15 protein-coding genes are annotated in these 20,392 nt (G+C 67.1%); 3 read left to right on the top strand and 12 right to left on the bottom strand.

Annotation, left to right across the window (positions count from 1 at the left end):
• Window positions 1-127: 127 nt before the first annotated feature.
• Window positions 128-2,761, top strand: a complete 2,634-nt coding sequence (gene mgtA, locus RZ1_RS17840) for a magnesium-translocating P-type ATPase (protein WP_072813827.1) — start codon at window positions 128-130, stop codon at window positions 2,759-2,761.
• A gap of 58 nt (window positions 2,762-2,819) precedes the next feature.
• Here the strand turns inward: mgtA and dnaE are convergent, their stop codons facing one another.
• Window positions 2,820-6,356, bottom strand: coding sequence for a DNA polymerase III subunit alpha (gene dnaE / locus RZ1_RS17835; protein ID WP_072813826.1), 3,537 nt, complete (start codon window positions 6,354-6,356; stop codon window positions 2,820-2,822).
• Window positions 6,357-6,550: 194 nt separating this feature from the next.
• Here dnaE and RZ1_RS17830 point away from each other — a divergent pair, with 194 nt between their 5' ends.
• Window positions 6,551-7,807, top strand: a complete 1,257-nt coding sequence (locus tag RZ1_RS17830; RefSeq protein ID WP_072813825.1) for a TPR repeat domain-containing protein — start codon at window positions 6,551-6,553, stop codon at window positions 7,805-7,807.
• Between the two features lie 635 nt (window positions 7,808-8,442).
• Here the strand turns inward: RZ1_RS17830 and rarD are convergent.
• The 5 genes from rarD to lspA all read right to left on the bottom strand — a co-directional run bounded on the left by rarD (window position 8,443) and on the right by lspA (window position 12,054).
• Window positions 8,443-9,369, bottom strand: coding sequence for an EamA family transporter RarD (gene rarD, locus RZ1_RS17825; protein ID WP_072813824.1), 927 nt, complete (start codon window positions 9,367-9,369; stop codon window positions 8,443-8,445).
• 138 nt (window positions 9,370-9,507) lie between these two features.
• Window positions 9,508-9,852, bottom strand: coding sequence for an Rv0313 family protein (locus RZ1_RS17820; protein ID WP_072813823.1), 345 nt, complete (start codon window positions 9,850-9,852; stop codon window positions 9,508-9,510).
• Window positions 9,853-9,916: 64 nt separating this feature from the next.
• Window positions 9,917-10,573 (bottom strand): hypothetical protein, encoded by a 657-nt coding sequence (locus RZ1_RS17815; RefSeq protein ID WP_072813873.1) that lies wholly within the window; start codon window positions 10,571-10,573, stop codon window positions 9,917-9,919.
• Window positions 10,574-10,585: 12 nt separating this feature from the next.
• Window positions 10,586-11,494: an RluA family pseudouridine synthase gene (locus RZ1_RS17810; RefSeq protein WP_174565220.1), complete on the bottom strand. Its 909-nt coding sequence runs from the start codon at window positions 11,492-11,494 to the stop codon at window positions 10,586-10,588.
• 17 nt (window positions 11,495-11,511) lie between these two features.
• Window positions 11,512-12,054 carry a signal peptidase II gene (lspA, locus tag RZ1_RS17805; RefSeq protein WP_238071820.1) on the bottom strand — a complete coding sequence of 181 codons (543 nt, stop codon included), beginning with the start codon at window positions 12,052-12,054 and terminating at the stop codon, window positions 11,512-11,514.
• A gap of 123 nt (window positions 12,055-12,177) precedes the next feature.
• Between lspA and RZ1_RS17800 the strand changes: the two genes are divergently transcribed.
• On the top strand, window positions 12,178-13,131 hold the full coding sequence (locus tag RZ1_RS17800) for a hypothetical protein (protein ID WP_072813820.1): 954 nt from the start codon (window positions 12,178-12,180) through the stop codon (window positions 13,129-13,131).
• Window positions 13,132-13,225: 94 nt separating this feature from the next.
• On the opposite strand, the gene RZ1_RS17795 is transcribed toward RZ1_RS17800, so the two are convergent.
• The 6 genes from RZ1_RS17795 to RZ1_RS17770 form a co-directional block, all read right to left on the bottom strand.
• Window positions 13,226-13,720 carry a WKL family lipoprotein gene (locus RZ1_RS17795; protein WP_072813872.1) on the bottom strand — a complete coding sequence of 165 codons (495 nt, stop codon included), beginning with the start codon at window positions 13,718-13,720 and terminating at the stop codon, window positions 13,226-13,228.
• Window positions 13,721-13,855: 135 nt separating this feature from the next.
• A complete protein-coding gene (locus RZ1_RS17790) occupies window positions 13,856-15,166 on the bottom strand; it encodes a DNA polymerase IV (protein ID WP_072813871.1) in 1,311 nt (436 codons plus the stop codon).
• Between the two features lie 110 nt (window positions 15,167-15,276).
• A complete protein-coding gene (gene ileS / locus RZ1_RS17785) occupies window positions 15,277-18,432 on the bottom strand; it encodes an isoleucine--tRNA ligase (protein WP_072813819.1) in 3,156 nt (1,051 codons plus the stop codon).
• A 290-nt stretch (window positions 18,433-18,722) separates the two neighbouring features.
• Window positions 18,723-18,944 (bottom strand): hypothetical protein, encoded by a 222-nt coding sequence (locus RZ1_RS17780; protein ID WP_072813870.1) that lies wholly within the window; start codon window positions 18,942-18,944, stop codon window positions 18,723-18,725.
• A 43-nt stretch (window positions 18,945-18,987) separates the two neighbouring features.
• Window positions 18,988-19,839, bottom strand: a complete 852-nt coding sequence (gene wag31 / locus RZ1_RS17775; protein WP_072813818.1) for a DivIVA-like cell division protein Wag31 — start codon at window positions 19,837-19,839, stop codon at window positions 18,988-18,990.
• 257 nt (window positions 19,840-20,096) lie between these two features.
• Complete coding sequence (locus RZ1_RS17770; RefSeq protein WP_072813817.1) at window positions 20,097-20,387, bottom strand: YggT family protein; 291 nt, start codon at window positions 20,385-20,387, stop codon at window positions 20,097-20,099.
• Window positions 20,388-20,392 lie beyond the last annotated feature (5 nt).

Below are 20,392 nucleotides of genomic sequence, written 5' to 3'. Positions count from 1 at the left end.
AGCGTTCGAGTACTGCACTACCCGAATACCGAGCGCACAATCACGCTCGACCATCGGCGGCTCACGCAGCCGGACCGCGGGGTACTTGTTACGCTCCCGAGGTCCTGCAGCGTCGGCTCTGGAGGCCATGATCGAGTCCATCAGTCCTGGGTGTGCCGCATCGACGTCGGTGCCGGAGCTGATGTCGCTGTTGCGCACCGACCCCGGCGGACTGACCTCCATCGAGGCAGCCGCGCGCCTGTCGAGCCACGGACCCAACGCCATCCGTACCCGCCGGGTCAGCGCCTGGGCCGTACTGAAACGTCAGCTGAACAATGCGGTTCTGATCCTGCTGGCGGTCACCGCGGCCGTGTCGGGATTTCTCGGCGACGGCACGCAGGCGATCATCATCGGGATCATCCTGCTGACCAGCATCGGACTGGGATTCTTCAACGAGTACCGCGCCGAACGCGCCACCGAGGCGCTGCATTCGGGAGTGCGGCACAGCGCACTGGTGCGACGCGACGGCAACTTCGTCAAGGTCGACGTGACCCAGCTGGTACCCGGCGACGTCATCCGTTTGACGTTGGGTGAGGCGGTGCCGGCAGATGTCCGGCTCTCCGAGGTCAGCGGCCTGGAATGCAATGAAGGCATCCTGACCGGTGAGTCGATGACTGCGGAGAAGTCGGTGGATGCGGTGGCGGCGGACACCGCCCTGGCCGATTGCAGCGATCTCGCGTTCATGGGAACGATCGTCAGTGCGGGAGACGCAACCGGAGTGGTCTACGCAACCGGTGCGGATGCCCAGTTCGGGCGCATCGCCGCGAGGTTGGGTCAGCGCCAGCCGGAGACGGACTTCCAGGCGGGCCTACGGAAGTTCTCATACCTGCTGCTGTACGTCGCACTGACATTGACGGTGTTCATCCTGCTGGCCAATCTGATGTTGCGCAGGCCGGTGATCGATTCGGTGCTGTTCGCGTTGGCGATCGCGGTCGGCATCACCCCACAGTTGCTACCGGCGGTGGTCAGCAGCAGCCTCGCATCGGGTGCACGTGACCTCGCCAAACGGAAGGTCCTGGTCAAACGGCTGGTCAGCATCGAGGACCTCGGCGACATCGACGTGCTGATCACCGACAAGACCGGGACGCTGACCGAAGGCCACATCAGTTTCATCGATGCGGTCGGTCCATCGGGATCACATTCCGACCTGGTGCTGCGGTACGGCATGCTGGCCACCGACGTGGATCCGGCGACCGGCGGCGCCAGCGGAAACGACATGGACGGCGCACTGTGGGGGTCGCAGCCCGCCGCGACGACTGCCGGTGTCGAACGGGTGGCGGCGTTGCCGTTCGACCACATCCGGCGGGCGACGTCGGTGCTGGTCGACGATCCGCAGATGTCGCCACCCGCGCGGATGCTGGTGACCAAGGGAGCACCCGAGCAGATCCTTGCCCGGTGCGTGAATGTGCCCGACGCCGCTCACCTCACCCTCGACAGACTGTTCGGCGACGGACGACGCGTTGTCGCCGTGGCCACCAAGCCGGCGCCGGGCCGGACCGGGTTGACCGCCGCCGACGAGGTGGGCCTGACCCTGGCGGGATTTCTCTCGTTTGCGGACAACCCCAAGCACGCCGCTCGGGAATCGCTGGCGAAACTTGCCGCGCTGGAGATCGACGTCAAGGTTGCGACAGGCGACAATCCCCAGGTTGCAGAGAAGGTGTGTGCCGATCTCGGTCTGGTTTCCAAAGGTGCGATCACCGGGGTCGAGATGGACAGGCTCGACGGCGCGGCATTCGACCGGATGGTCGCCGAGACCACCGTCTTCGCGAGGGCCACACCCGAGCAGAAGGAGCGGGTGATCATCTCGGCGCGCAAGCAGGGCCGCTCGGTCGGCTACCTCGGCGACGGAGTCAACGACGCGCTGGCCCTGCATGCCGCCGACGTCGGAGTTTCGGTCGACTCGGCGACCGACATCGCGAAGGATGCCGCCGACGTGGTGCTGCTCGAGAAGGATCTCGGGGTGCTCGCCGATGGTGTCTCGGAAGGCAGGCGCATCTTCGCGAACACCATCAAATACGTGCTGATGGGCACCTCGAGCAATTTCGGCAACATGTTCAGTGCCGCAGCGGCGTCGGCGGTGCTGCCGTTCCTGCCGATGCTGCCCGGGCAGATCCTGCTGAACAACCTGCTGTACGACAGTTCGCAGCTCGCCATCCCGAGCGATCGGGTCGATCCCGAACAGTTGCACGCGCCGGCGCACTGGAACATCGCGTTCATCCGGCGGTTCATGCTGACATTCGGCCCGATCAGCTCACTGTTCGACTTTCTCACTTTCGGATTGATGATCGGTGTGCTGCATGCCGGCCCGCCGGAGTTCCGCACCGGCTGGTTCGTCGAATCGCTGGCCACGCAGACGCTGATCATCTTCGTCATCCGCACCCGGAAGATCCCGTTCTTCCGCAGCAGACCCGGTGGATGGCTGGTCGTAACCACACTGAGCGTCATCGCCATCGGGATCGGCCTGACGTTGTCACCGTTGGGTCCCCGGCTCGGATTCGCCCCACTGCCGTGGCAGTTCTTCCTTGCGTTGGTGGTGCTGACCATCGCCTATCTCGTCCTGGTCGAGTTCACCAAGAAGGTGTTCTACGAGGACCCGATGCACCTGGCCGGTCAGCCCAGACGGACCCGAGGAACGAAACATCGCATCGAGCGACGGGCAGCGCGGTTCGTGCACCATCCCCGCGCGTCGCGCCCGACCGCCCCGGAACCGGCGGCCGCGTGACCGCCGCCGACGCGGCCCGTATCCGGCCGAGATTCCCTCTCCGAACCGGAGACCCGCGCTAGCTGCTCAGGCAGCCCGGGCCGAGGAGCGCCTTGAGATCACCCATCAACGCCGACGACGGTTCCACCCGGAGGCTGTCGTCGACCTTGAGCAAGGTGATCTTGCTGCCGGAGATCAGCCGCACGTGCACGTCCGAGGTGCCCGGATGCCGGGTCAGGACGTTCTTGAGCGCGCCCACCTTGTCGGGTGTGCACAGCCGTGTCGGCATCGACACCGACAGCGGCTTGGCGACACCGACCTGCGAAAGATCCGGTACCGCAAGATCGTTGGCGATCAAGGAGATCCGGTCGTCGCGGATCGAGACGCGCGCCTTGACCAACACCACCGAGTCCTCGACGACATCCATCCCGTACACAGAGTAGGACTGCGGGAAGAACAGCACCTCGATTCCACCGGACAGATCCTCGATCTGCGCGGACGCCCACGCCAGACCGTTCTTGTTGATGCGCCGATTCACCGAGGCGAGAATGCCACCGACGGTGACCTGGTGGCCGTCCTTGACGTCACCCTCGAGAATGGCCGGTATCTGGGTGTCGGCCTGCGCGGCGAGCACGTGCTCGATGCCGTTGAGGGGATGCCCGGAAACGTACAGACCCAGCATTTCCCGTTCCAAGGCGAGCCGGTGCTTGGTGTCCCACTCCTCGTCGGGAATCCGGACATTGAACACCGATGCCACCGATTCGTCGGCGTCCGCGCCGCCGAACAGGTCGAACTGGCCGATGGCCTCTGCCTTCTTGGTGCTCATCACCGCGTCGATCGCGTCGGCGTGCACGAGCATCAGGCCCTTGCGGGGATGGCCGAGCGAGTCGAAGGCCCCGGCCTTGATGAGCGATTCGGTGACCTTCTTCGAACAGGCGACGGTGTCGATCTTGCCGAGATAGTCGGAGAAGTCGGTGAACGCACCCTTCTCCTGACGAGCCTTGATGATGGACGCGACGACGTTGGCACCGACGTTGCGCACCGCGCCCATACCGAACCGGATGTCCTCACCGACCGCGGCGAAGTCGACGCGCGAGGCGTTGACGTCCGGCGGGAGCACTGTGATGCCCATCTTGCGGCAGTCCGCGAGATACAGCGCCGCCTTGTCCTTGTCGTCGCCGACGGACGTGAGCAGGCCGGCCATGTACTCGGCGGGGTAGTTGGCCTTGAGGTAGGCGGTCCAGAAGGACACCAGGCCGTAGCCGGCGGCGTGCGACTTGTTGAACGCGTAGCCGGCGAACGGCAGAACGGTGTCCCACAGGGCGGTGATCGCCGCCTGCGAGAAGCCGTTGTCCTTCATGCCCTCCGCGAAGCCGTCGTAGGCCTCGTCGAGGATCTCCTTCTTCTTCTTACCCATCGCGCGACGCAGCAGGTCGGCCTGGCCGAGGCTGTACCCGGCAACCTTCTGCGCGATCTGCATGATCTGCTCCTGATACACGATCAGGCCGAACGTGTCCTTCAGGATGTCGCGCAGCGGTTCCTCGAGCTCGGGGTGGATCGGCTTGACCTCTTGCCGATCGTTCTTTCGGTCCGCGTAGTCGTTGTGGGCGTTCATGCCCATCGGGCCGGGGCGATACAGCGCGAGGACGGCGACGATGTCGTCGAAGCCGGTCGGCTGCATACGTCGCAGCAGGTCGCGCATCGCGCTGCCGTCGAGCTGGAACACACCGAGCGTGTCGCCGCGTGCCAGCAGCTCGTAGGTCGCCTCGTCCTCGAGCGGGAGCGTGTCGAGGTCGATGTCGATCCCGCGGTTCTCCTTGATCAGCTCGATCGCATCGCCGATGACGGTGAGGTTGCGCAGACCCAGGAAGTCCATCTTCAGCAGGCCGATGGCCTCGCACGACGGGTAGTCCCAGCCGGTGATGATCGCGCCGTCCTGGGCGCGTTTCCATACCGGGATCGCGTCCATCAGCGGCTCGGACGACATGATCACCGCGCAGGCGTGCACGCCGGCATTGCGGATCAGTCCCTCGAGGCCGAGCGCGGTGTCATAGATCTTCTTGACGTCCGGGTTCGAGTCGATCAGCGCGCGAACTTCGACGGCTTCCTTGTATCGCTCGTGGTTCGGATCGGTGATGCCCGACACCGAGATATCCTTCGCCATGATCGGCGGCGGCAATGCCTTGGTGATCTGGTCGGCGATCGCGAAGCCCGGCTGCCCGAACTGGACACGCGCCGAGTCCTTGATCGCGGCCTTCGTCTTGATGGTGCCGAACGTGATGACCTGGGCGACCTTGTCGGTGCCCCACTTCTCCGACGCGTAGCGCACCATCTCGCCGCGGCGACGATCGTCGAAGTCGATATCGATATCCGGCATGGAGACACGTTCGGGGTTGAGGAACCGCTCGAACAGCAGACCGTGCGGGATGGGGTCGATGTTCGTGATGCCCATCGCGTAGGCGACGAGCGACCCGGCGGCCGAACCACGGCCCGGGCCGACCCGGATACCGACGTTCTTGGCGTGGTTGATGAGGTCGCCGACCACGAGGAAGTAGGCGGGGAACCCCATCTCGTTGATGACGCCGATCTCGTAGTCGGCGCGCGCGAGGTACTCCTGCGGCGGGCCGTCCGGGAACCGCCGGTCGAGGCCACGCAACACCTCGTGCCGCAGGAAGCTCTCCTGGGTGTGCCCCTCGGGCACGGGGAAGATCGGCATGCGGTCGCGGTGCTTCCACACGTCCTCGTAGGACTGCACACGCTCACCGATGAGCACCGAGTTGTCGCACGCACCGGGGACCTCCGAGTCCCAGATGGCCCGCATCTCCGCGGCGGACTTGAGGTAGTAGCCGTCGCCGTCGAACTTGAAGCGGGTCGGATCCGAGAGCGTCTTGCCGGTCTGGATGCACAGCAGCGCCTCGTGGTTCTCGGCGGCATCCTTGGTGACGTAATGGCAGTCGTTCGTCGCGAGCGGGGGGATGTCGAGCTTGCGTCCGATCTCGAGCAGGCCCTCGCGGACGCGGCGCTCGATGGACAGGCCGTGATCCATCAGTTCGAGGAAGAAGTTGTCCTTGCCCCAGATCTCCTGCCACTTCGCGGCGGCCTCGAGAGCCTCGCGGTCGTGACCGAGACGCAGTCGCGTCTGGATCTCGCCGGACGGGCAGCCCGTCGTGGCGATGATGCCCTCGGCGTGCGCCGCGATGAGTTCCTCGTCCATGCGGGCCCACTTGCCGAGCTGACCTTCGATCGAGGCGAGCGAGGACAGCTTGAACAGGTTCCGCAGGCCCGTCGCGTTCTCCGCGACCATCGTCATGTGGGTGTAGGAGCCCGAGCCGGACACGTCGTCGGACTTCTGGCTGCGGTCGCCCCACAGCACGCGCTTCGTGTTGAACCGGGACTCCGGTGCGATGTACGCCTCGATGCCGATGATCGGCTTGATCCCGAATTTTGTCGCCGCGTTGTAGAACTCGCTTGCGCCGTACATGTTTCCGTGGTCGGTCATGCCGACCGCCGCCATCCCTAGCCGCTCGGCCTCCTTGAACAGGGGTCCGACCTTCGCGGCGCCGTCGAGCATCGAGTACTCGGTGTGGTTGTGCAGATGAACGAACGAGTCAGCCACGCGTGTCACTCCCGGAAAGTCAGTGGGCACCGATGAGTGTAGGCCCCTGCGGCGACGCATTCGGTCAGCCACACCGCGCCTGCTGCGGGTCCGCGTCCTCGGCATGGCGACCGTCACACACCTGTGTGTAGGCTGCCGTCTGCGTCGGGGTCGGGGACCCTGCATTCGGGATGAACCCGACACCGCAGGGGACGATGTGTGATCTTGTTCTGTTCGGCACGGGTCTGTTCTCCGAGCACTGGCGGGCGGTCGCGGTGAAGGTCGATCCGGAGGTGCTCGCCGCGTTCGCCACCACCCTCATGAACCACGGGGACGAGGTCCGCCGCGCGGGAAGCTCTCGACTATGTCCGGGAGCGGTACGGCACGCTCGGGGTCGACGGTTCGTGACACTTTCCGAGAAGCTGGGTTCGGAAGGTGCTGCCGACGGGCAGCGGCTCCTTGCGAACGGTCCGGCGCTCGCCGCCGGACCCGAGGCCGGCCTCGGCGGTATGCCGACGAGGGTGGCAGAGCTCCTCGGCAAGCCGGCCACCACCGGCGTGGTGGTGGGCAATCCCCCCGCTGTTTCTCACCGCCGTTCCGGACGCGGGTCTGCTCGACCGGTTCGCGCAGTCGTACGGGGCCGGAGCGCGGCGTTGCAACAGGGCAATCCGATCGATCGCGTACTCCTGGAACGGGCCGGTGAGTCGGCCGCCCTCGATCCGGGACCCCGAAGCGCCGTCGAACTACGGGACGCCGGATCGACGACGTTCGACGGACTCCCCGAGCATCTGGTCACCGCCTGTGGACGTGACCAGGAGAGCGTGCACGGGATGGTGGTCGATCCGGACAGTCGCGAGGACAAAATTCTCCCTCTTCTGCAACAAGATCGGTCGAACTCCGGCGAGGCTTCGGTGTCGCGGATGTTCGAGTGGGTCGCATCCGATGCGACAGCGGGCGACGACGACCCCGTGACGATCGAACGTGCTACGCGCGCAGGCGAAATCGCCTTCGGCCTCTCCCAATTGCCGGCCGGCCATCACGCGGATCTACTCGATGTTCCCGGGTCCGAAGGAAAGTCGATCGGTGAACTGAATCCTGCTGTGACCCAAGGTCTCGCACAGGCCGTGGCGCCCTATCTGGCCGACATAGTCGGGGTTCCCAGCGAGGAAACCGGAACACACGGATACGGGGCACTCGGCTTCCGGAACGCGCCACTGCTCTACGCAGTGCTGTCGAGCGACGTCGACGCGGCCGGACATCTGACCGCACAGGCGTCGACGTCGGTCGCGTCGCTGGAGCAGGCGTGGGCGACATCCGGTGCAACGAACACCGATTCGCGGATCCACTACGCCGCGGACAGGAAGCGCATGTCCCAGTCCGCGGGGAAGAAGTATCAACGACAGAACCAACTACAACGGGTGGACCCGCACCGGAACCTTCTACGCGCACATCCTATCTATCAAGCCTGTTGACCACGGTTTGCAAGCAATGGTCTGCGAGGGCAACTACTCATTGATGACCAACACACCTGAAGGAGCCTGGAAGAATTTCGGAACACGCGTCCCGCGTGCGACTCTCATAGACCTCGCTCCCGGCCCCGACGGGGCTACCGATCGGACACGCACTGCAGGCGGCGCCGACCGCGCACCTCGGACCGACATGTTCGGCGGATGGACCATCACTCGCCACGCCTTCTCGACCCGCAACTACAACGACGCCCTCGCCTGCGTGGACAAGTTCCCGGATCCACCAGAAACACGCCCCACGCGCATCAACGAAAGGTTCACAGCCCCGTACCCAACCCTGCCGCCGTTCCCGGGCTGGCCAACCTCCCCGTCATGAGCGATCAGACTCCGGCGACTGGGCACCTTGCCGCAGCGAAGCCATCACCAGGACCCACCCGCAAACGCGTGATCGCGCTTCTCGCCGCGACACTCGCCGACTCGGGATGCAACGCAGATCAGGCGAGCGCGGAATGCGGATACCGACCGCATAACCAGACCCGCACGCATCAGCGAAACACTCACCACCCGTACCCGACCCTGCCGTCCTATCCGGGATGGCCGGATTCGACACACTGACTGTGCCGAACCGGACGGTCCGTGCTTCAGCGGTCGACGTCTACGTCGTCGACGATCACGCGGCGGGGCGCGCGACGAGCACGCCTCAGCGCGTCCGCGCTGTAGATCACCAGCGCCAACCAGATGAGCGAGAACCCGATCCATCGCGACGCGGGCATGGCTTCGTGCAGAACCAGCACACCCCACGCCATCTGCAGGCTCGGCGTCAGATACTGCAGCATTCCCAGCGTTGCGAGCGGCACCCGCTGCGCCGCCGCCCCGAACAGCAACAACGGAACTGCGGTGACGAGACCGGCCGAGACGAGCAGAAACGCGTGGCCAGGGCCCTCGCCGAGAAAGGTGCCGGTACCCGTCCCCGCGAGGAACAGCAGATAGCCGAGCGCGAACGGCACCGCGACCACCCCTTCCCCGGTGAGGGAAGTGCGCGGATCGAGGGGCACGATCTTCTTGATCACGCCGTACAACGCGAACGACAATGCCAGTGTCAGCGCGATGATCGGCGGTCGTCCGTAGTCGACAGTGATGACGACGACCGCAATCGTGGCGAGCAGCAGCGCCGCTATTTGCGCTCGGCACAACCGCTCCCGAAAGAACAGCACACCGAACAGCACACTGACCAACGGGTTGATGAAGTAACCGAGCGCGGTTTCCACGACACGGCCGGACATCACGCCGTAGATGTAGGTTCCCCAGTTCACGGCGATCGCCGCCGACGCCGTCGCGACCAGCGCCCACGTCCGAAGACCCAACCCGCGCAAGGTGCCGAGCTTGCCCAGTACCGCGAGCAACAGCAGCATGAGCAGCAACGTCCACAACACCCGGTGCGCGAGGATCTCGATCGCCCCGGCCGGTGCCAGGAGCCCGAAGAACGCCGGGAACATACCCCAGGCCAGGTAGGCGCCGATCCCGCACAGGACTCCGATGTTGTTGGAAGTACGGTCGACGACGCTCACCCGCCAACCCTATTCCTCCGCGACGGTACCGGCCGGGACCACCTGCCAGCGTTCCCGCCGTCGCGGCAGACAGCCGCACGCTGCCGGCCGCGCGCGGCTGTCTGCTGGCTCGGCGGCTACGGCGCTCCGCGCGGACAGCTAGCCACTGTCGTCGAGTACGCCGACGCTCACGCCGTAGGGCAGGAAGCGCACGGACCGGGTCGGATCCGTGTTGTTCTTGTGCGCGCGCAGCGCGTCGAGTTCGGTGCGATACACCTGCTCGACCCGGGCGAGACCGTCGGCATCGACCGAGTAGACCGCCCACACGCCGTCACCGGCGCTGCCGGTCGTTTGGGGTTCGGGGGCACGACGCGGTGCCGAGCCACTCGGTTGGCCGAGGAATTTGACGAACTGATCCTGCAACTGCCGGAACTGTTCACCTGCCTCGCGGATCACGCGGTCGATGTCGTCGGGGTCGAATCCGAACGGCCGGTCGTTGTCCATCACGGACCTCCTGGCGGAGACGAGCCCGCCGGCGTGGCGGGGCCTGTCTCCAGTGTGCCGCGGCTCAGGGTTCACCGTCGTCGGGTCCGGGAGCCACGACCTCGACCTGCTCGGGGAGCAGCGGCGACACCGCGAACCTGCCCGCGACCGCGTCGGTGGGTAGTGCCTCCACCGCCCGCACGGCCGGGGCCGATTCGAGGGTGTGCAGTTGCGCACCTGTGGCCCGCACGACGAGCCCGACGACACACGCGCAGCCTTCGGCGAGCCGATGCGCCGACGCCGCCGCGACCCGCGCCGCGCGATCGTTCCCACTCGCCGGGATCTGCAGCCGTCCCACCGCCACCGCCGGTGCGCGACGCAGCGCTTCGGGATTCTGCGGCACCGCGACCGTCACCAGCGGTGTCTGGACCCGGTCGATCGGGACCCGGAACAGCACCTGCGCGACCCGCATCTCCGCGCCGAGCTCGGCAGTGAGGTCGGCGACCGCACCGACGTCGAGCGGAGCGGTGAACGACACGAGCGCCCACCGCGGGGCGTCCGGGTCGACCGGATCGTCGAGGCTCTCGGCGGCGCGGGTCAGGTAGTCGGCGACAAGTTCACCCGAGTCCGGACCGAGGGCGTCCGAACGAACCGACGCGGGCCGCACCGGATGGAGGACCCCCGCCAGCAGCACAGCGAGGACCAGTATCGCCACGGACGCCCACGGCAGCACCCGACGGATCACGACGACCGCTCAGGCGCTGCGCAGCACGCTGAGCGCATGCTGGAGGTCTGCGGGGTACTTGCTGGTGATCTCCACCCAGTGGCCCTGCGTAGGGTGTGCAAACCCGAGCGATCGGGCGTGCAGCCATTGCCGTTCCAATCCGAGACGGGCAGCCAGACGCGGGTCGGCGCCGTAGGTCAGATCGCCGCAGCAGGGGTGGCGCAGTGCCGAGAAGTGCACCCGGATCTGGTGGGTGCGCCCGGTTTCGAGGTGGATGTCGAGCAGGCTCGCCGCCTGGAACGCCTCGACTGTGTCGTAGTGCGTGATGCTGGGCTTGCCGTCCGCGGTGACCGCGAACTTCCAGTCGTTACCGCGGTGCCGGCCGATGGGCGCGTCGATGGTGCCGCTGCTCGGGTCCGGGTGTCCCTGCACGAGGGCGTGGTACCGCTTGTCGATGGTGCGTTGCTTGAAGGCCCGCTTGAGCACCGTGTAGGCGCGTTCCGAGGTAGCCACCACCATGACACCCGAGGTGCCCACGTCGAGGCGGTGGACGATGCCCTGTCGCTCGTGGGCGCCGGACGTAGAGATCCGGAATCCGGCGGCGGCCAGGCCTCCGACGACGGTCGGGCCGGTCCAGCCGACACTGGCGTGCGCGGCGACCCCGACGGGCTTGTCGACGGCGACGATGTCGTCGTCGGCGTACAGGATCTCCATCCCCTCGACGGGCTGTGCTTCGATGGTCAGCGGCCGCGGGGGTTCCGGCAGTTCCACCTCGAGCCACGATCCGGCGGACAGGCGATCCGACTTGCCTGCGGCCGAACCGTCGACGACGATTGCGCCTTCCTCGGCGAGCGCGGCGACCGCGGTCCGCGACAGTCCGAGCAGGCGGGCCAGTCCCGCGTCGACCCTCATCCCGTCGAGCCCGTCCGGTACGGGCATCGCCCGGGTTTCTCTCACTAGCGTGCTCCCTTTTCCGTTTCCTCGGCTGCGCCCTCGTCGTCCGTTCTGCCCGCGCGCGACCCGTCCGGATCGATCCCGAACACGGTGAGCGCCACGAGCAGGATCGCTCCGCACACGATCGCCGAGTCGGCGACGTTGAACACCGGCCACCATCCGACCGACACGAAGTCGACGACGTGTCCCTGCAAGGGGCCGGGTGAACGGAAGATCCGATCGACAAGGTTACCGAGTGCGCCGCCGAGGACGAGGCCCAGACCCAGTGCCCACCATCCGGACTGCAACGTGCGGCCGATCTTGATGACGCCGATGACCACGGCGATCGCGACGATCGTCAACACCCAGGTCATTCCGGTCGCCATGGAGAACGCGGCCCCGGGATTGCGCACCAGCGTCAGGGTGACGGTGTCGCCGATGATCGAGATCGGATCCCGGGGATCGATTTTGGCAACGGCGAAAACCTTGGTGATCAGGTCGAGCGCGAAGACCACGACGGCCACCGTCAGCAGCGCGATCAGCCGTCGTCCGGCCGGTGCGGCCACGGCGTTCGGCTCCGGTGGTTCGAGGCTGGGATCTTCGCGGGCGGCGTCGTCGGTCACCGTGCCATCATCCCCCACCCCGCCGAGTGGACGGCCACCCCACCCGGCGTCGCTACCCTGGGGGGCGTGCCAGTGCTGTCCAGATTCGCCCCCACGAGACCCCGCGCTCTCGCTGCCGTCCTGTCCTTGACCGCCGTTGTTGCCGGATGCAGCGGTTCCCCGGACGGGGCGGCGACCGTTGTCGGTCCCACATCCACCGAGGTCACCGTGCCGGTATCGGCGGTGACCACTACGGTGCTCGACCCGGGTGCCGAGCCGCGCGACGTGATGCGTCTGACGCCGGCGCTGGACACGGTGCAGCAGATCGATCTGACCACCAGCTCCCAGGTCTTCCAACAGATCGGTGATCAGCCCCGCCAGGACTTCTCGTCACCGGAGGTCACACTGCCGCTGACTGCCACGGTCACACAGGCGGTGTCGGATGCGGATCCCAGCACGATCGTGGATCTGACGTTGGGCGAGGCGACCTCCCCCGATGGGTCCCTGATGTCCGCGTTCGCGTCGGCGTCCGGGTCCGGTGCGGGCCTGACGATCGGGCCGAACGGCGCCGTCAGCGCGCTGCGGCTACGTCCGGCACCGAACGCCCCCGACGCCGCGCGCGCCGCGATCGAGCAGGCGTTCTATCAGGCGGTGTACCGGATGGTGTCGTTCCCCGACACCCCTGTCGGTGTCGGTGCGGTATGGGAGATCCACCAGCAGGTGATGAGCGGTATCACCCTCGACCAGGTGAGCACCGCGACGCTGGTGTCGCGGGACGGCGATCGTCTCACCGTCCGGGTGAGCATCGTGCAGACACCGCAGGACTCGGCCTGGGAGCTGCCCAACGGAGCCGGCCATCTGAACATCGATTCGTTCACGATGGCCGGCGACGGAATCCTCACGATCGATCCGGCGCAACCGCTCCCGGTGGACGGCGAACTCACCCTCACCGGGGACCAGGCGTACAGCGACCCCGAGGGGACCACCGAGCTCGCCCAGTCCCTCCAGGACCGGGTGCACTGGCAGGCTCGTCAACCCTGACCTGCGCGGGCGTCCCCGACGCGAACCCGGCGAGGGCCGGAGCGGATGTCCGCTCCGGCCCTCGCTGTGTCCGGAAGATCAGGCGCTCGGAAGATCAGGCGCAGGCAGGCGACTGCAGCGACGCCATGGCGACGATGCCGCACGCGCTGTTCTTCGAGAGCTTCCACACGCCGTCCTCGGCAACGAAGTCGACGGTGCCGGTGGCGACCTGATCGCCGATCTTGGTCTCGATGCCGGCGGTGGCGGTGCCGTTCTCGTTGTCGTTGACATCGAGGACGGTGACCTGGGCTCCGGCCTGCTTGGCGGCGGCCGCGACCTGGTCGATCAGGGCCGGATCGGCGGCGGCGCCCTCGACCAGGTTCGTCTTCTGGTCGGCGGGAACGGTCTCGTCGAATGCCTCCGCGAGCATGGCGTTGAGGTCCTCCACCGTCGGCACCGGCGGGTACGCGGCGGCCTCGGTGGTGGTGGTCGTCGCCGTGGTGGTCTTCGCGGTCGTGGTCGTGCTGTCACCTTCGTCCGAGCTGCAGGCGGACATCGTGAGGGCGGCAGCCAGTGCCACCGTGGCGACGGTGATCTTGCGAAGCTTCAACTTGTCGTCCTTCTCGTTCTCGATCGTGCACGTGGTCGTGCTCGGGTCATCCAGCAGCGGATGCTCCACCGGGACAGCGGATCGGACGCAAGCGTACCCGGCGGCGATAAGAACTCGATGAGAGCCGGGAGATCTTCAGCCGAGGCTGGAGAGCGGGTCGGCGACGACGAGGGACGGGTCGTCCTCGTCGAGGGTCCGGGCCGGTCCGGGGCCCGTGGTGCGGGTCTCGAATCGCACCGTCACCCGCCCGTGCCCGGCGCCCTGTATCCAGCCGTGCCCGAACTCGGGGTGGCTCACGTCGGTGCCGGGATGCCACCGCGACCGCGGTTCCCCGGCGCGCTGCAGTACCGGTCGCGGCCCGGGCTCGTCCTCGTCGTCATGATCGGCCGATCGGTCCAGTTCCGGGAACAGCGAGTCCTGCCGGATCGTCGACAGGCCGGCGAATCCGACTCCGACCAATCTGATGGGCCCGATCTCGAGGGGGTCGAGGGCGAGGCGTTGCGCCGCGCCGGTCAGGGTCGGCAGGTCCTCGGTGGCGTACGGCAGCGTCGATGACCGCGTGAGAATGCTCATGTCCGTCTTGCGCAGTTTGAGGACGACGGTGCGGGCGGCACGCCCGTCCTTCCGCAACCGGGAATGCGCGGCGACCACGCTGCCGGCGACCGCTCGTCGCAGGTCGCTCATCGTGACGATGTCGGTCGCGAACGTGGTTTCGGCGCTGACCTGTTTCGCTTCGGCGCGTTCGGCGACCGGGCGGTCGTCGATTCCGTTCGCCAACCGGTGCAGACCGGGCCCGACGGTGGTACCGAGAATGGACGCGGCCTCGGCCACCGGCAGGGCGGCGAGGTCGCCGATGGTATCGATGCCGAGCCGCCGCAGCCTGTCCTCGGCGACCGGTCCGATTCCCCACAGCTTCCGTACCGGCAGGCCGTGCAGGAGGGCGCGCTCCTCGTCGGGCCGCACGACGAACATGCCGTCGGGTTTCGCGAGGCCCGAACCGATCTTGGCGATCTGTTTGCCCGATCCCGCGCCGATCGACGCCACCAGCCCGGTGCGGTCGAGCACCGTCCTCCGCAACCGCGCACAGAAGTGTTCGACCGCGGCAACGCTCGCGCCGGCGAGCTCGGCGGGCTCGGCGAACGCCTCGTCCATCGACAATGTTTCGAGGATCGGCACGTGGGACCGCAAGGTTTCGAACACCGCGTCGCTGAGCTCCCGATACACGATGCCGCGCGGGGGCAGGACCACCGCGGACGGCCCCACGAGCCTGCGGGCCCGGCTCATCGGCATCGCCGATCGAGCCCCGTACACACGGGCCTCGTAACTGGCGCCTGCCACCACGCCGCGCGCCCCGAGCCCACCGACGAGCACCGGCCGACCCCGCAGGGTCGGCCGGGTCAACTGCTCGGCGGACGCGAAGAACGCGTCGAGGTCCAGGTGCAGCACCCAACGCCGGTTCACTGTGACGGGCACCGGTTCAGGGTAGTTCGAGGCACCGACCGACCTCGTGCGCGGTTCCGGTAGCGGGTGCTACCGGAACCGCGCACGGGCGGGGGTCAGGCCTTGGTGATCGCGGCGCGAACGCCTTCCCCGAGATCGACGGCCGCGTCACCCGCGACACCCAGCTCGAAGGTCGTCGCGAGGACCTCTCCGGCGATCAGGTCGCGGTGACGGGCCGCCCACTCGGCACGATCGGCGGGCACCTCGAACACCACCGAGATGCGGTCGGACACCTCGAGTCCGAGGTTGCGGCGAGCGTCCTGCAGTTCGCGGACACGGTCCTTCGCCCAGCCCTCCGCCTCGAGCTCTTCGGTGACCGTCGAATCGAGTACGACCAGGCCGCTGCCACCGGGCAGGGCGGTGGTCGACTCGGGTTCGGCGGCGACGAGCCGGCTCGTGTACTCCTCGGGCAGCAGCGCGATCCCGGCGGCGGTCACGGTGCCGTCGGCGGATTCGGTCCAGTCGCCGGACTTCACGGCCTTGATGACCTTCTGCACGTCCTTGCCGAGGCGCGGACCCGCTGCGCGTGCGTTGACCACGACCTCGAATCGGCCGTGCGCCTCGACATCGTCGGTGAGCTCGACGTGCTTGACGTTGACCTCGTCGCCGATCAGCTCGACGAACGGCTCGAGGCTCGCCGAGCCGGGTGTCGCGACGGTGACGCCCGGCAGCGGCAGACGCACCCGCAGGTGCTGAGCCTTGCGCAGCGACAGCACGGTCGAGCACACCGCCCGCACCTCGTCCATCGCCGCGACGAGCTCGGCGTCGGCGGGGATGTCGCCGGCCTCGGGCCAGTCCTCGAGATGGACGGAGCGGCCACCGGTCAGGCCGCGCCAGATCACCTCGGTCGCCATCGGCAGCAGCGGCGCCGCGAGGCGCGTGACGACTTCGAGGACGGTGTGCAGGGTGTCGATCGCGTCGGTGTCCTCGTCCCAGAACCGGTTCCGGGAGCGGCGCACGTACCAGTTGGTCAGGGCGTCGCAGAACGTGCGCAATTCGTCGCACGCACGAGCGATGTCGACCACCTCGAGTGCCTCGGTGATCACGTCGCGGGTCTCGGCGAGCTTGGCGAGGATGTAGCGGTCGAGCACGTGCGGCGAATCGGTGCGCCACGTGCCGGGCTTCGACGCGTACAGCTGCAGGAAGCTCCACGCGTTCCACAGCGGCAGCAGCGCCTGCCGCACGCCCTCGCGGATGCCCTGCTCGGTGACGACGAGGTTACCGCCGCGCAGGATGGGTGAGGACATGAGGAACCACCGCATCGCGTCGGAGCCGTCGCGCGCGAACACCTCGTTGACGTCCGGGTAGTTGCCCTTGGACTTGCTCATCTTCAGGCCGTCGTCACCCAGCACGATGCCGTGCGCGGCAACGCATTTGAAGGCGGGCCGGTCGAACAGCGCGGTCGCGAGCACATGCAGCGTGTAGAACCATCCGCGTGTCTGCCCGTTGTACTCGACGATGAAATCGCCCGGGTAGTGCGTCTCGAACCAATCCTGGTTCTCGAACGGGTAGTGCACCTGAGCGAACGGCATCGACCCCGACTCGAACCAGCAGTCGAGCACCTCGGGCACACGCCGCATCGTCGAACGGCCCGTCGGGTCGTCCGGGTTCGGTCGCGTGAGCTGGTCGATCATCGGCCGGTGCAGATCGTCCGGGCGCACCCCGAAGTCCGCCGCGAGTTGGTCGAGCGAGCCGTACACGTCGAGGCGCGGGTAGGCGGGGTCGTCCGACACCCACACCGGGATGGGGCTGCCCCAGTAGCGGTTCCGGCTGATGTTCCAGTCGCGGGCACCTTCGAGCCACTTACCGAACTGGCCGTCACGGATGTGTTCGGGCACCCACGTGATCTCCTGGTTCAGCTCCACCATCCGGTCGCGGAATCGGGTGACGGCCACGAACCACGACGGCACCGCCATGTAGATCAGCGGCTGGCCGGAACGCCACGAGTGCGGGTAGGAGTGCTCGATCGTCTCGTGCCGCAGCAGCTTGCCGGCTGCCTTGAGGTCCTTGATGATCACCGGGTTCGCGTCGAAGACCTGCAGGCCCTCGTACGGCGGCACCATCGCGGTGAATCTTCCGCCCGGATCCAGCGGCTGCACCAGTTCGATGCCGTTGCGCTGGCAGTACTCCATGTCCTCCTCACCGAAGGCGGGAGCCAGGTGCACGATACCGGTGCCGGATTCGGTGGTGACGTAGTCGGCGGCGATCACCTGGTGCGCGTTGTCGCGGCCGGTGAAGAAGTCGAACGGCGGTTCGTAGGCGAGGCCGACCAGGTCGGCGCCGGTGTACTCGGCGAGCACCTCCGGCTCGTCGCCCAGCTCGCGGGTGTAGTGGCCGAGCCGGTCCTTCGCGAGCAGGTACGTCTTCTGCTCACCGTCGCCGTCGACACGCACCGCGACGTACGTGATCTCCGGATGCACGGCGATCGCGAGGTTCGACGGCAGCGTCCACGGCGTGGTGGTCCAGATCAGGGCGTTGGCGCCGTCGAGTTCGGTGCCGGGCGCGCGCAGCACCATGTCGACGGTGACGGCCGGGTCCTGACGCATCTTGTAGGCGTCGTCGAGCCGGGTCTCCTGGTTGGACAGCGGCGTCTGCTCGTACCAGGAGTACGGCAGAACCCGGAATCCCTGGTAGATCAGGCCCTTGTCGTACAGGGACTTGAAGGCCCACATGACGGACTCCATGAAGTCCAGGTCGAGGGTCTTGTAGTCGTTGTCGAAATCGACCCAGCGCGCCTGGCGGGTGACGTAGTCGCGCCACTCCCCCGTGTACCGCAGCACCGACTGCTTGCAGTACGCGTTGAACTCGGCCAGACCCATCGTGTCGATCTCGGACTTGTCCTTGATCCCGAGCTGCTTCTCGGCCTCGAGCTCGGCGGGCAGTCCGTGACAGTCCCAGCCGAAGCGGCGGTCGACCTTCTTGCCGCGCATCGTCTGGAACCGCGGCACCAGGTCCTTGACGTAGCCGGTGAGCAGGTGCCCGTAGTGCGGCAGACCGTTCGCGAACGGCGGGCCGTCGTAGAACACGAACTCGTCGGCGCCTTCGCGGTGCGCGAGTGACGCGCGGAACGTGTCGTCCTCCGCCCAGCGGGCCAGCACACGCTGCTCGAGGTCGGGGAAGTCGACACCCGAGTCCTTGGTGACGCCGAAGTCGACGCGCGGGTATCCGCCGGTCGCTGCGGAATTCTCGGTCGCTGCAGATTTCTCGGTCACTGCGGGGCTCCTCCGTGCCTGGACGTGCTCGGCACGGGGACGATCACCACGCACCGTGCGCTGCGACCGCGGTACCACCCCGCTTGCACCGTCCGGTCGGGACCGGACGGGCCACTCGTGCAGGCTGTGACGGGCCCACCCGTTCGGTTCTACTGAGTTGCGCCGCCACGGGCGGATCAACCGTTCTTCCGAAAGCTCCCCGGTGATGGCCGGATCATCGCCTCCCCGGACGTGCCGGGGTTTCGTCCATTCCCGGCCGAACCGGGACTCACCCATTGTAGGACGTACTGTCAGTCGGTTCGATCACGGTCGCCGTCGGACCGTCGCGATCGTCGATCGGTAGGCGCGGCGGGAGCGGCACGCGTGCCGGTCAGCGCACTGACCAGCAGCAGGACCGCCCCCACCACACACACCACGATGCAGGCCCAGGCCCAGGCGACCGAGCCGGTCATCACCGCGACGACCAGCAGGCCGAATCCGATGGCTGCGAGAACGAGAGTCACCACGAGCACGTCGAATCCTCTTCCGAGGTTCGGCACCGGACCAGGCGCTCGATCAGTTGCTGCCCTTGGCGAACGAAGTGGATCCGAACGACGACGAACCCGACCCGTTGAACGTGTCCTCGTCACCGTCGACCGGCACCGCGGAACCGCGCTGCTCGAGCTCTTCGAGCTGCGACTCCAGGTACGACTTCAGGCGCACGCGGTACTCGCGCTCGAACGTCTTGAGCCGCTCGATACGACCCTCGAGCACCGAACGCTGCTGGTTGATGGTCGCCATGATCTCGGTGTGCTTCTTCTCCGCGTCCGCCTGCAACGCGTCGGCCTTCTCCTTGGCCTGACGCAACTGCGTCTCGGAGCGGGTCCGGGCATCGGCCAGCATCGCGTCGGACTTCTGGCGCGCGTCAGCGATCATCGCCTCGCTGCGGGTCCGGGCGTCCGAAACCAGCTGCTCGGAGTTGGTGCGGGCATTGCGCACGAGCTCCTCGGCCTCGGACTTGGCGTCGCTGGTGAGCCGGTCCGCCATCTCCTGGGCGAGTCCGATCACCTTGGCGGCCTGCATGCTGGAGTCGCCGCCGGCCGGGGCAGCAGCCGCCACGGGGGCCGGTGCGGGCGCCGGAACCGGGACCGGTTCCGGCTTCGGAGTCTCCACCACTCGCGCGGGTTCCGGTTTCGGAGCTGCGGCCGGAACCTGCCCGCCCGAGCGCGCGTTCTTCTTCGCGTCGGCGAGTTCCTGATCGAGCTCCGCCACCCGCTGGCGCAGGTCGGCGTTCTCCTCGATGAGGCTCGTCAGCTCCTGCTCGACGAGGTCGAGGAAGGCATCCACCTCGTCCTCGTTGTAGCCACGCTTCCCGATCGGAGGCTTGCTGAACGCGACATTGTGCACATCAGCTGGTGTCAGCGGCATGGAAGGGTCCCTTCACGCGTCGTGTAAGCGGTCAAGCAGCGTTCAGCGATATCCACATTCGGGTCGAAAATCGACGATCCGGTCGATATACGCAGTCGTGTGGATATCCGCAGTACCGTCGATATCGACGACCCTGCCGAAAGCCACAGTGCAGTCGATACCTGTAATGCGTCACGCGTATCGACCCCACTGTATCTGGCATTCCATTCTGGCACAGAGCACCGTTCGCGCAGCCTGCGCAATGCGGGTGTCGGCCATCAGGCCATGCCTCCGCGCGGGATGAATGCCATCAGGAAATAGACGATGAACAGCAAGACCATGATGGACAGATCGAGCCGCACGCCCCCCAGCGAAAGCGGGGGGATGAGCCGCCGGAGCAGCTTCACGGGCGGATCCGTGACCGTGAAGATCGCTTCGAGGACCACGACGACGAAACCCGTCGGTTTCCAGTCCCGTGCAAAGGTCCGGATGAACTCGACGATGATTCGCCCGATCAACAGGAGCCAGAAAATGAAGAGCAGGAACCAGAGCACCTCGAATACGGCCACCCGCC

It is taken from the genome of Rhodococcus zopfii NBRC 100606 = JCM 9919 (assembly GCF_001895025.1).
Classification (GTDB): domain Bacteria; phylum Actinomycetota; class Actinomycetes; order Mycobacteriales; family Mycobacteriaceae; genus Rhodococcus; species Rhodococcus zopfii.
This window is presented reverse-complemented; position numbering and strand designations above follow the sequence as displayed.